General features: G+C 71.6%; 8 protein-coding genes. 3 read left to right on the top strand and 5 right to left on the bottom strand.

Annotated elements, in window-relative coordinates; genetic code table 11:
- Nucleotides 1-10: 10 nt before the first annotated feature.
- Nucleotides 11-2,224 carry a sensor histidine kinase gene (locus J5X75_RS37925; RefSeq protein WP_238490675.1) on the bottom strand — a complete coding sequence of 738 codons (2,214 nt, stop codon included), beginning with the start codon at nt 2,222-2,224 and terminating at the stop codon, nt 11-13.
- 175 nt (nt 2,225-2,399) lie between these two features.
- Complete coding sequence (locus tag J5X75_RS37920; protein WP_208472540.1) at nt 2,400-3,584, bottom strand: FAD-dependent monooxygenase; 1,185 nt, start codon at nt 3,582-3,584, stop codon at nt 2,400-2,402.
- 87 nt (nt 3,585-3,671) lie between these two features.
- On the opposite strand from J5X75_RS37920, the gene J5X75_RS37915 reads away from it, so the two are divergent.
- Nucleotides 3,672-4,205, top strand: coding sequence for a TetR/AcrR family transcriptional regulator (locus tag J5X75_RS37915; protein ID WP_208472539.1), 534 nt, complete (start codon nt 3,672-3,674; stop codon nt 4,203-4,205).
- Here J5X75_RS37915 and J5X75_RS37910 read toward each other — a convergent pair.
- The 3 genes from J5X75_RS37910 to J5X75_RS37900 all read right to left on the bottom strand — a co-directional run bounded on the left by J5X75_RS37910 (nt 4,202) and on the right by J5X75_RS37900 (nt 8,872).
- Entirely contained in the window at nt 4,202-4,822 is a 621-nt protein-coding gene (locus J5X75_RS37910; RefSeq protein WP_208472538.1) for a hypothetical protein, read from the bottom strand. The two genes, J5X75_RS37915 and J5X75_RS37910, sit on opposite strands and share 4 nt — an antisense overlap.
- 255 nt (nt 4,823-5,077) lie before the next feature.
- A complete protein-coding gene (locus tag J5X75_RS46495) occupies nt 5,078-7,195 on the bottom strand; it encodes a Pr6Pr family membrane protein (protein ID WP_372451016.1) in 2,118 nt (705 codons plus the stop codon).
- Nucleotides 7,196-7,909: 714 nt separating this feature from the next.
- Entirely contained in the window at nt 7,910-8,872 is a 963-nt protein-coding gene (locus J5X75_RS37900) for a pectate lyase family protein (protein ID WP_208472536.1), read from the bottom strand.
- Nucleotides 8,873-9,206: 334 nt separating this feature from the next.
- Between J5X75_RS37900 and J5X75_RS37895 the strand changes: the two genes are divergently transcribed.
- Together J5X75_RS37895 and J5X75_RS37890 are read left to right on the top strand one after the other, a co-directional pair.
- Nucleotides 9,207-10,601: a M28 family peptidase gene (locus J5X75_RS37895; RefSeq protein ID WP_238490674.1), complete on the top strand. Its 1,395-nt coding sequence runs from the start codon at nt 9,207-9,209 to the stop codon at nt 10,599-10,601.
- A gap of 190 nt (nt 10,602-10,791) precedes the next feature.
- A complete protein-coding gene (locus J5X75_RS37890; protein ID WP_208472535.1) occupies nt 10,792-12,513 on the top strand; it encodes a hypothetical protein in 1,722 nt (573 codons plus the stop codon).
- Nucleotides 12,514-12,533 lie beyond the last annotated feature (20 nt).

Here is a 12,533-nt window from a genome sequence, read left to right as displayed (position 1 = left end):
GCAAAGCTCCTCACTGATTCCGGTGCCGGTCCCGGCCGGCACCGCGCTGGATGCCCGCGCGCAGGGCGGTCAGGCGGCTCCGGACCGCCTCCGGCGAGTCCGGGACCGGAGCGGACGGTTCCGGCCGCACGGCCGGCGCCGGCTCGGTGCGGGATCGCTGTGCCCTCGGGGTACGACGTCGCAGACCGTTGACGGTGTGCCCGCCGTCGGCGTGGGCGGGCCGCCGGGGCGCGGGCACCATCGGCCGCGACTCCAGGACCACGTAGTCGACCTCGACGGCGAGCGGCCCCGGCTCCGGCGGTTGCAGGGAGGGCCAGTCGACCGGTGGTTCGCCGGTGTCGGCCACCGGCGCGGGTGCGGGCAGGGCCGCGGCCGGGCTGACCGGCGCCGGCTCGTCGAGGGCCGCGGCGCCGCCCAGCAGGCTCACCGGCAGTGACACCCGGGCGGTCACCCCGGTCACCGCCGACCGGGCCAGCTGGACCTCGATGCCCATCTCGGCGGCCAGCCGGCCGACCACGTAGTGACCGAGGAACCGGGCCGGCGCGGTGAGGAAGTCGCCCTCACCGCGCAGCCGCCGGTTGGCCCGCTCCAGCTCCTCCACGCTCATCCCGACGCCCTGGTCGCAGATGGCGATCAGGTAGCCGTCGTCGACCAGCCGGCCGTGGATCTCCACGTCCAGGTCCGGCGGCGAGAACGACAGGCCGTTCTCGATCAGCTCGGCGAGCATGTGCGCCAGGCCGCTGGCCACCGACCCGGCCACCAGCGCCTCGTCCAGGCGGCGCAGCGACACCCGCCGGTACTCCTCCACCTCGGACACCGCGGCCCGGATCACGTCGGTCAGCGGCAGCGGCCGCGACCACTGCCGGGGGCTGGCCGCGCCGACCAGCACGAGCAGGCTCTCCGCGTTGCGGCGCATGCGGGTGGCCAGGTGGTCCAGCTCGAACAGGTTGGCCAGGCCGGCCGGGCTGGACTCCTCCCGTTCCAGCTTGGTGATGAAGCCGAGCTGGCGGCGCAGCAGGTTCTGGTTGCGCCGGCCCAGGTTGGCCAGCGAGTCGGCGGAGGCCCGGCGCAGTTCGGCCTGCTCGGTGGCGAGCGCGTACGCCGTCGCCTGCACCCGGTCGAACGCGTCCGCCACCCGGCGCATCTCGGCGCTGGCCCGGTCGGCGACCCGCACCGGCCCGGGCGGCCCGGTCGACTCCCCGGACGCGGTCCGGCGCACCGCCTCCGGCAGCCGCTCGCCGGCCAGCAGGTTGGCCTCGTCGGCGAGTTCGGCGAGCGGGCTGGAGACCGAGAGCGCGGCGATCGTACCCAGATAGACGGCGATCCCGACGCAGACCAGAACCACCGCGGCGAGCCCGGCCAACCGCAGGTTGGCCTCGTCGAGGAGCACCGCGGCGCGGGCCCGCAGCGCGTCGCCGATGGTCTGCGCCAGCTTCGACATGTCGTCGAGGACGGTGGCCATGGCGGCCCAGTAGCCCTGCGCGTCGACCCGCAGGGTCTGCCCGTCGCCGGAGCGCAGCGCCCGCGCCTCCAGCTGGGCGGCCCGCTGGGCCTGCGCCGTGTTGAACAGCCGGTCCTTGGCGGCCAGCGCCTCCGGGGTGGCGTACTCGTCGAACTCGGCGAGGGCGGCGTCCAGGTCGGCGCGCAGCTGCACGTACCGGAGGTACTCGCCGTCCTCGAACCCGCCGGCCGAGAACACCCCGTTGAGGTAGGCCCGCTGCTGCGCGCTCGCCTCCTTGGCCAGGTTGAGCATGGCCAGCGACTCGGAGCCGAGCCGCATGGTGGCGTCCGAGGAGTTGTCCAGCGCGAAGTAGACCTCGCGGAGCTCGTCGAGGACCTCGTTGTACTCCTCGAAGATCTCGCCCCGTTCGGCGCCGCCGCCGTCCACCTCCTCGCGGACCGCGGTCAGCGCGGTCGCCTGTTCGAGGGCCTCGGTCACCTGGCCGTCCAGGTCGCCGTCGTCGGCGATCAGCTGCCGGACCGAGCTGACCTGGGCGTCGACCCGCTGCCGTGCCGCCACGATCTCGGCGCGGAAGCCCTCGTTGCCGGCGAGCAGCCCGAGCGTCACGCCGCGCTCGTTCTGCACCTCCTGGGACAGCGCCTGGACGGCCAGATCCAGGGTGATCGCCCGGTCCGTCCGCGCCGCCAGCCGGTAGTTGCCGAGCTCCTCCACCACCACGACGCTGAGCAACAGCAGCATCGCCGCGACCGGAAAAGCCAGCATCCGGACGATGCGACCGCGGATCGTGTGCCCGCCCCGGCTCATGCCTCGCCCCGCTCCCGTGTCGACCTGCCGTGCCGCCGCACAGAATTGACGGACGTGCACATGGGGTCAACACCCCTAACGAGCGACGCTGTGCGTTTCTCCCGCTCCGGAGCGTGGCGGCGGAGGGCTGGTCCTACGAACGGGTGGCGCCCGCCGGAGGCAGGACGAGCCCGTCGAGCATCGCCGCCGGCCCGCCGCCGAACGAGGTGAGCCACCGCCGCGCCGGCCTCGGCAGCCGGGGCAGCAGACGGGTGGCCTGCGCGGTCAGCCACACCTGCGCCCGGTTGCGGGGCACGATCGCGCCGAGGACGGACGGGCCGATCCGCCGGCTGTGCCGCACCGGGCCGGCCAGCGCCGCCTCGTACCGCCGCAGCGCGTCGTCGACCGGGCCGGTGGCCAGTTCGGCGGCGAGCACGTAGGCCGCGGCCGCCGCCAGGCTGGTGCCGCCGCCCACGGCCGGGCCGGGGCCGTACCCCGCGTCGCCGACCAGCGTGACCGGGCCGCGTGACCAGGAGTCCATCCGGATCTGCGAGATGTCGTCGAAGTAGAAGTCCCCGGCCGCGCCGAGATGCTCCAGCACCGCGGCCACCCGCGGTCCCAGCCGATCCCCGGCGAGGCCGCGCAGGATCTCCTTCCCGTCGCCCCGGAGCTCCTGCTGGGAACGCACGAGGAACAGCGCCCGCGACAGTCCCGGGGTGAGCGTCGGGTAGACGGTGGCGGCCAGCCCCGGCGCGGTGAACGCCGCCACCGTCGGCCCGGTCCCGAGCACGTCGGGCAGCGTGTAGACGGCCAGGTAGGCGCCGAGGAACCGGCGGTACCGCTCCTCCGGCCCGAAGGCCAGCGCACGCACCCCGGAGTGCAGCCCGTCCGCGCCCACCACCAGGTCGGCGTCGACGGTGTCCCCGCTGGACAGCACCGCGGTGGCGCCGTCCAGCCGCTCGATCACCGTCCCGAACCGGTAGTCGACGTCGTCGCGGGTGACCTCGTGCAGCAGCCCGGCGAGGGGGCCGCGCATGATCTCGATGTGCCGTCCCGGGATCCCGGTGGCCAGGTCGGCGGTGGCCAGGGTGATCGGCGCACGCCCCTCCCGGAACAGGGTGATGGTGTCGTTGCGGGTGCGAGCCTCGCGCACCCGGTCGAGCAGCCCCATCCGCTCGATCACGTCGACGGCCGGCCCGAACAGGTCGACCGCGTGCCCGCCGTCCCCGGCCCGCGCGTCGGCGGCCCTCTCGACGACGGTGACCCGCCACCCGTGCCGGCGCAGCCAGTAGGCGAGAACAGGCCCGGCGACGCTGGCGCCGGAGATCAGTGCGTGCACGGCGACCTCCCCGGATCGTTTGTTGACCTATCGGTAAGTAAACCACCGGGAGTCAACGTTTACCGTCCGGTAAGTAGACTTCGGCACGTGCCACGCGCCCGAACCACGGAGACCGCCGACCGGATCCGCGCCGCCGCCCTCGAGCTGATCGCGGCCAAGGGCGTGCACCAGGTCAGCCTGCGGGAGATCGCCGAACGGGTGGGCATCACCAAACCGGCCCTCTACTACCACTTCGCGTCCCGCGACGAGCTGGTCCGCAGCCTGGTCCAGCCGTTCATCGACGAGGTGGAGGAGGCGCTGGCCCGGTTCGGCCCCGGCGCCGACGCCCGGGAACTGCTGGGCGCCTACTTCGACGTGGCCTACCGCAACCGCGACGTCACCGCGATGATCATGCGCGATCCGAGCATCCTGGCGATGGTCGACCTGGCGTCCGCCGTCGGCGACTGGCGCCGCCGCATGGTCACCATGCTGGCCGGACCGGACGCGCCCCTCGCCGACGTGGTCCGCGTCCAGATGGCGATCGGCGGCCTCGGCGACTGCACCGTCGTCCTGCCCGAGGCCCCACCCACCGAACTACGCGAGTCGGTCCTCGACGCCGCGTGCGACATGCTGCGCCGCTAATCGCCCTGGCACAGGTCGCCCTTGGCGACCAACCCCAGCGAGCCGACCTTGTCGTCCTTGATGGTGATGGCGTAGAAGGCCTTGCTGTTGCCGGGCACGTCGGCGTTCCCGTTGCCTTCGGTCTCACCCTCACCGAGATCGAACACGAAGTCCGGGTACGCCTTCGTCACCGCCTCGTGTGTGCTCCCCAGCCGGATCCCCTCCGGCGTGCCGACGCTGCCGTAGGTGTAGATGATGGACAGTCCCAGCTCGTTCGGCGTGAAATAGACACCGCCCTTGCCGTCGCCGTCCTCGAGTTTCGCGACGCCGCACCGGTGCAGATAATCCTCGACGTGGTAGTTGGTGATCATCCCGGTCGCCTGCGCCTCCTTCACGGTCATGCCCAGTCGCAGCTTCCCGAGCCCGCGCGGCCCCAGCGCCAGCGGCGCCGCCGACGTCCGCGACGGCGTCGGTGAAGCCGACGACACCGCCGGAGACGGCGAATTCGCTACCGAAGGCGACGTGGTTCCGGCGCCGTCCGGAGCGGCGGCCCCGTCGAGCCGTTCCACACCCTGCCCACAGCCACCCGTCACGACAACCGCGGCCACCATCGCCCCGGCCAGCCCCATCCTGCGCATCTCGCTCCCCGATCCCGTTCCCGTCGCACGCTGACATCAGGTGCGATGCGCGCCCACCCATCCGGGTTCTCCACCAGCGGTAACGGAAAGATAACAACCAAAGACCAACACCGTTCTCCGGTACGGGACCGGGCCCCGCAACCGCATCATCCCCGAACCGCGGCTCCCCGCGACCACCTGCCCACTCCAGGCCGCAGCGCGACCACCGGGCTGATGCGGTGGCTGAGGGCCACCGGCGGGCGTGGAAAGGGACACTCACACCCGCCGGGGCGGCTTCCCATCACCCTCGATCTCCTCCGAGGGCTCCCGAGTCCCGGCCCCACCGGCGGACCCGTCCACCTTTCGCGGCACGTTGGGCCAGGGCCCGTCCTCACCCAGGCGCCCCTGAGACCAGGCGCTGCCGTGTCCCGTGCGGCCGCGGGACCGGGGGTCGTCGTCTTCCGCATGGCCGTGGGGTCGGGGGTGGTCGTGTTCCGCATGGCCGTGGGGTCGGGGGTGGTCGTGTTCCGCATGGCCGTGGGGTCGGGGGTGGTCGTGTTCCGCATGGCCGTGGGGTCGGGGGTGGTCGTGTTCCGCATGGCCGCGGAGCCAGGAGCTGTCGTCTTCCGCATGGCCGCGGAGCCGGTCGTGCGGGTCGCCCGCACGGTCTTCCGGCCGGCGCGTGCCGGACGGCGGTCGGGCGCTGCGCCGGGCCTCCACCGGCTCGGTCGGCCGAGCCGAGCCGGCGCCACTCGGAGGCGCGGCCCATGCGGGGCCGGGCCCAGCGGGAACGCCGCGCCGATCGGCGGTGGGTTCCCCCGCGGCCTGTCGCCGACCAGCGCTGGTTTCGACTGGGGTTTGCCACCGATCAGGGGTGGGTTCCTCCTGGGCCTGTCGCCGAACAGGGCTGGTTTCGACTGGGGTTTGCCACCGATCAGCGTTGGGATCTGTCTTGGCCCATCGCCGGTCGGCGGTGGGTTCCCCTGCGGCTTGCCGCCCGTCGGCGGTGGGTTCCCCTGCGGCCTGTCGTCGTCCAGGGGTGGGTTCCCCTAGGGCTTGCGACCGATCAGCGGTGGGTTCTGTCTTGGCCTGCCGCCGATCAGCGGTGGGCTCTACTTCGGTCCGCCGCTGATCGATGATGGATTCTCCTCGGGCGTGCTGCCGGTCAGCGCTGGGTTCTCCTCGGGCCTGCCGCCGATCGGCGGGTGACGATGTGGGCGTGCCCAGCCAGGGGACGGTGGGTTCGGCGGGGGTGTACTGCCAGCCGGTGGCCTCCGCGGATTCCCGGGCGGGGCTGGGATCCGCGGAGGCGGTCGGCCAGCCGGAAGGGGGTGCCCCGGCAGCCTGTTCGCGCCGGTTCCGGTCATCGGAGGTTCGCCGGCCGGATCGGTGGGACCTGGTCGTCGTCGAATCCGGGCCGCGCGTCGCAGTGGCAGGCTCGCGCGGATCAGCTGCCGGCATCCGCGGACCGTGTATTCCTGAGTTTCCGGAACCTAGACTGCCCGCTCCCGGGATGCCTGCTCCCGGGATGCCTGCTCCCGGGATGCCTGCTCCCGGGATGCCTGCTCCCGGGATGCCCGTTCCCGGGATGCCCGTTCCTGACCTGTCCGTTCTGGGGGTGCCCGCTCCCGGGATGCCCGCTCCTGACCTGTCCGTTCCTGGGATGCCCGCTCCTGGGATGCCCGTTCCTGACCTGTCCGGTCTCGGGGTGCCTCTGTCCGTTCTCGGGGTGCCCGCTCCCGGGGTGCCCGATCCTGGACTGCCTCCTCTCGGACGGCTCGGTCCTGGGATGCCTGCTCCTGGACGGCCAGACCCTGGGATGCCCTGTCCTGGGATGCCCTGTCCTGGGATGACCTGTCCTGGGACTGGTGTCGGTGGATCCTCGGAGGGGCTCCATGGATCGTCGGGGTTGTCGGCGAGGTGCCAGGTGTCTTCGGGGCCGGTGCCGGTCGGGGCGGTTTCGGGCGGCCACGAGGATGGGATCCGGGGAGCGCGGGAGTGGTCGACGGCGATGAGCATCGCGCTTCCGGCCAGGTAGGCGAGGCTCAGCGTGAGGATCCAGGAACCCACCGCCGGGAAGCCGCGGTCCAGGTCGAGATAGCGATACGGGGCGCTGTAATCGGCCAGCGGCACCAGGGCGCTGCGGGCGACCGCGACGGTGGAATAGCCGAGGGGATAGAGCAGCCAGATCGGCAGATCGCGCCAGCGGGTGGCGCCGTAGGGACGGAACGCCAGCCAGTCGATCAGGACCATCAGCGGCAGGACGTAGTGCAGCAGGAAGAACGACCAGTTCGCGATCAGTGCGGTGGTGGCGGTGCCGAGGTAGTCGCCAGGGGCCTCGATGCGGGCCAACCCCGGCAGCGGGTTGTAGCCGCCGGTGAGGATCTGGAGCATCGCGGCGTCCAGGAGGATCCAGGACAGGACCGCGGTACGCAGGCGAGGGGCGGGCGCCTCGGTCGTTTCGCGGCGGGCCATCAGATGGAGGGCCACTGCGTAGTAGCCGATCACGAGGACCGCGCTCTGGGTGGTGAACTCCATGACGCGGTGCTGGTCGCCGTACAGGCCGGCCACCGCGACCAGGATGATCAGGACGCGCCAGAGGGATTGCGGACTCGCGAGCGCCTTCAATGGAGTCCCCTTCCGCGACCGGCCCTTTCCTCCGGCTACGCCGTGGCGGCGAATCGGGTTCACCGAACGCTGTGCCAGCCGGACCCCCTGTCCGCCGGCCGTGCCCCGGCAGCCGCCTGCCCCCAGGCGCGAAACGGGCGCCAACGGGCACGAAACTGCGCCAACGACTGCGAAACGGGCGCCAACGGGCGAGCAACGGTGCGGACGAGCGCGTAGCCGCGCGGACAGGTATGAAGCGGACAGGTATGAAACGGACAGGTATGAAGTGGACAGGTATGAAGTGGAGCGGACAGTCGTAAAGCAGGCGCGGGGGCGGCCGCATGCCGGACCACATCGCAAAGCCCGGCGGGCGCGCCGCCGGCTGGAGTGGCACCGGCTCGCGGGTCTGCTGGAAACGGTTCACGTAGGCGTACCTGAATGGAAAGCAGGCAGAGATGGCGCCCACCCGCTGAGGGTGAGCGCCATCGGGGTTGCCGTTCGTCAGATCTTGCCGGTGCCCGCGCCGGCCACGACGGTGGCCTTGACCGTGTTGTTGGCCTGCGGGGTGTACGAGTAGGGGATCGCCGCGACGCTGGCGCCGTTGCGGACCTGCTCGGTGCCGGAGTTGACCTTGTAGTTGTTGAGCACCTTCAGGTTGCCGGGGTCGGAGTCGCCGGTCTGGGTGACCGTGGGGGTGGCGACGTTCTCGAAGTAGTTGCGTTCGACGTAGACGCCCGCGTTCTCGGTGGAGGCGACGCCGTAGGAGCCGATGTTGCTGTAGTAGTTGTTCAGCACGTGCACCGGGTTGGCGAAGCGGACCCGCGGGTGCCGCTGGCCGGTGCCCTCGAACCAGTTGTGCTTGTAGGTGACCCGCAGCTTCCCGGTGTCCTGGGAGGCGTTGTCGTCACTGTGCCCGAGCAGCATCGACTTGTCGTGGTTGTGCAGCCGGTTCCAGGAGACCGTGATGAAGTCCGAGCCGCGCTTGATGTCGATCAGGCCGTCGTAGCCGCTGGCCAGGTCGTTGTGGTCGATCCAGACGTTGGTGGTGCCCTCCTGCACGTTGATCGAGTCGTCGCTGGCGTTGCGGAACACCAGGTTGCGGATGATCACGTTGCGGACGCTGGAGAGGTTGAGGCCGCCGCCGGTGATGCCGGAGCTGGAACCCACTCCCAGGATCGTCTTGTTCGAGGCGACGCTGTACATGCCGGAGATGGTGATCAGCCCGGAGACCCGGACGGTCTGCGAGGTGCTGGAACTGAGCGCCGACTTGAGGGCGGCCGCGGTGGTCACGGTGACCACGGTCGACGACGAGCCGCCGGAGGTGCCGCCGTTCATGCTGGCGTAGCCGACGGGGCTGGACTCGGCGGCCCAGGCGGGGGCGGCCGGGCCGATGACGGCGAGGCCGCCCGTGGCCAGAACGCCGGCGGACAGTGCGGACAGGACGGTACGGCGTGACGGGGACATGGGGGTTCCTCCGTTGGGGGACGGATGGCGGCGCCGCCCGGGGGTAGGCGGCGGTGACTCGCGGTCCGGTCGGTGGTCCGGGCCGCAAGCTGCGGGTAAGCGCTTTCCTCGGCTGACGGTAAGCGCTGCAATCGAACACTGTCAATGGATTGGACCGCACGAAAGGTTGATCAACCTGGGGATCTTGCCGCATGCCGGGCGATGGCCACGTACGTTCCGATGACGGGGCAGAACCGACACGTCATTGAAACTCAGCTATATAGATCATAGTGTTCCCCCTAATGTGGACCGGCCTTCCGACCGGAGCGCCGGTCCCCCGCCACGAGGGGGAGCCTTGGACACACCAAAGACCTCACTGAGCCGCCGCCGGATGCTCACCATCGCCATGGGCGGCGCGGCCACCGTCGCGCTGCCGGCCCCGGCCTGGGCGGTCACCGACCAGCGCCCGGGAGCGGTCCGCCCGCCCACGCTGACCGGTGGCGACCACCAGGTGGCGAAGCGCGTCTCCGCCGAACGCGCGCTCCAGCACCTCAAGGTGCTGTCCCTCGGCATCGGCCCGCGCATCGGCGGCACCCGCTCCGAGAAGATCGCGGCCGACTACATCGCCGGGGTGCTCGACCTCCTCGGCTACCACGTGACGTTGCAGCCGTTCCCGGTGGCCGACAAGTTCCTCGCCCAGCTCGACTCGCCCCGCGGCCTGCCGAAAGACCTCATCTGGCAGGCCGGCGCCTCCCCGCAGGCCGCCCTCGACACCCGGGTCCGCGGCGAGGTCGTGGACGTGAAAGCCGGCACCGCCGCCGACTACCCGGCCGACGTCACCGGCAAGATCGTGCTGGTCGACTACGTGCTCGCCGACCGCGAGACCCAGGTCGCCACCGCCGTCGCCCAGGGCGCCGCGGCCGTCATCTTCCTCCCCGTCGACCTGGTCGAACCGCGCCGCGCGTCCGCGTTCAGCCCCCAGCTGCCCGGCCTCGCGGAGAACCCGGCGCCGATCCCGGTCGTCGGCGTCGCCCAGGCACAGAAACACCGGCTCCGCGAACTGCTCGCCGCCGGGCGCCTCAAACTGACCGTCAAGACCACCGCGCACCGCGGGCTCACCTCGCACAACGTGATCGCCGACAGCCGCCGGACCAGCACCGGCAAGGTGGTCATGGTCAGCGCCCACTACGACTCGGTGATCGGGTCGCCGGGCGCCAACGACGACGGCTCGGGCACCGTCCTCAACCTGGAACTGGCGCGGGCGCTGCGCGGACTGCGCACCGAGGCGTCACTGCGGTTCGCGCTGTGGGGCTCCGAGGAGCAGGGCCTGATCGGCTCCCGCTACTACGTGGCCCAGCTGCCGCAGGAGGAACGCGACCGGATCGTCTGCGTCTACCAGAACGACATGGTCGCCACCAGCTGGGACCCGGCCACCCGGTACTGGCTGCTCTCCTTCACCGGGCTCGCCAACCGGGCCACCGACGAGGTCGCGGCGGCCGCCGTGCGGCTCGGTTACGACCCGCGGATCTCCCCGGTCACCCTGCGCGGGTCCAGCGACCACCAGTCGTTCCAGGAGGTCGGCATCGCGGCGGCCAACTTCTCCTGGCGCGGCGAGGCGTCGCCGGCGCTGCTCGAACCGCCCTACCACAGCCCGGAGGACACCATCGCCAAGAACATCAGCCTGGAGCGGTTGCAGGTGTCGCTCGAGCTGATCGGCTCGGCGGCGTACGCGACCGCGCTCAAGCCCTGACGGTTGTCCGGCCTGGTGGCGTTCGTGGTCGCGTCGCGATTTTGATCACTCCGCGATGGTGGGTTGTCCAGTCTGGGCGGCCCGCCATCGCTGTGCCGCCCTCGTCGCCCCGCCGGGAGCGGCTCATCCCGCTGCCCACCGGGCGGCCGCCCCGGGCGGCTTCCGCCCCACTTGCTTGTACGATGCGCCGGTGATTCAGGACGTGAAGGAGCCCTCGTGGGGCGAGGCGGTCACGGCGCGGTTGGAGCGGGTGAGTTCTCCGGCCGGGCCTGATCTGGTGCTGTGGTTGCACCGGGGGTTGAGCCTCGCCGCGGTGATGGGTCTGGTGGTCAACACCCGCTCGTTCTGGAACGCACACGCCCTGACCCGCCCGTGGCTGGCGCTGTTGATCACCGGCTGCTATCTGGCGATGCTGGTGTTCGCGGTGATCACGCTGTGTGCGGCGCACCGGCGGACGCTGGCCCGGCTCGACATCGGCGTCCTGGTCACCGCGATCACGATCAAGGCGGTCGGCGCGTGGGGCGGTGTCGCCGGGCTGAAGAAGCTGACGGTCGACGAGGGCATGCTGATGGACGCGGCGGCCCGCGGGCTGGCCGACGGCCGTAACCCCTACACGGCGACGTGGAAGGGCATCGAGCCCGGCCTGCCGACGCAGCTGATGGACGGGCGGACGGTCTTCGACTTCGGCTACCCACCCCTGGGTGTCGAGATCGGCGCCGCGGTGCAGAGGATCTTCCCGAACCTGGTCGGCATCGTGCTGGTCGCGTGGCTGGCACTGCTGGCGACGGTGCTGTTCATCTTCCTGGTGGCGCCGCGCCCGCTGCGGCCGCTCGCCACGCTCGGGGTGCTCGGCCTGGGCACGTTCACGGCGTACGCGGACAACGCCTACCCGTCGGTGATCGCCCTGCCGTTCCTGTGCCTCGCCCTGTGGAGCTGGCCGTCGATCGGCCGCGACGGGCGTCTCGGCCGGTTCGGCCTCGGCCGCGCCGCGGCCCTCGGCGCGGCCTGTTCGATTCACCAGCTGGGTTGGTTCCTCGCGCTGTTCCTGGTGGTCGGCCTGGTCATGCTGCGGCTGCCCACGCTGCGGCTGCGCGGCACCTTCCTGCTGCTTCTGCGGTACGGGGGGACAGCGCTCGCGGTGTTCGCCCTGTCCAGCCTGCCGTTCGCGATCAAGACGCCGCACGCGTGGCTGACCGGCGTGTTCGAGCCGCTGCTGCAGCATGCCGTCCCGCACGGTCAGGGCCTGATGGGCATCACCCACTACGTCGTCGGCGGCAGCGGCGCCCTGGACTTCTACGGCCGCGCCACCCAGCTGTTGCTGGCGGCGCTGCTGGTCACGTTCGCGCTGTTCCTGCGCAGAATCGGCCCGGCGATCGCCGTGCTCCCGTGGATGATCTTCATGGTGTCGACCCGCTCCCAGGACGGGTACTGGCTGCTCACCATGCCGCTGTGGCTGGTCGCCCTGGTCACCACGTCGCGTGCCGACTTCGCCGACGCCTTCCAACTTCGCCTCCCGTCCTCGGTACGTGCCCGCGCCGCCGTGACGGCCGCCCTGTTCCTGCCCGCCACGGCGTGTTTCGTGATCGCCGCGGCCACGCCGCAGCCGCTGACCTTCCAGGTGCAGACACCGGTCGCAGCCGGCGAAACCCTGAACACGCTCACGGTCGACGTGACGAACCGCTCCTCCTCCCCGGTGACCCCGCACTTCTCGGTGGTGACCGGGGTGACGATCGCCGACTTCTGGAAGATCCAGACCGGCCCGGAAACACTGCCCGCCGGAGCGACCGCGACCTACACCCTGGCCCCGTCGAAGAAGGACAAGGCCGTCAAGATCCCCCCGATCGATCCCGCCTTCCTCCGCGCCGTCTCCGACGCCCCGCAAACCTTGAGCAGCACTCGCCTGACCAAGTAGCCCCGGCCGCCCCGGCGGCC

This window comes from Actinoplanes flavus (assembly GCF_017592555.1).
GTDB classification, from domain to species: Bacteria; Actinomycetota; Actinomycetes; order Mycobacteriales; family Micromonosporaceae; genus Actinoplanes; species Actinoplanes flavus.
This window is presented reverse-complemented; position numbering and strand designations above follow the sequence as displayed.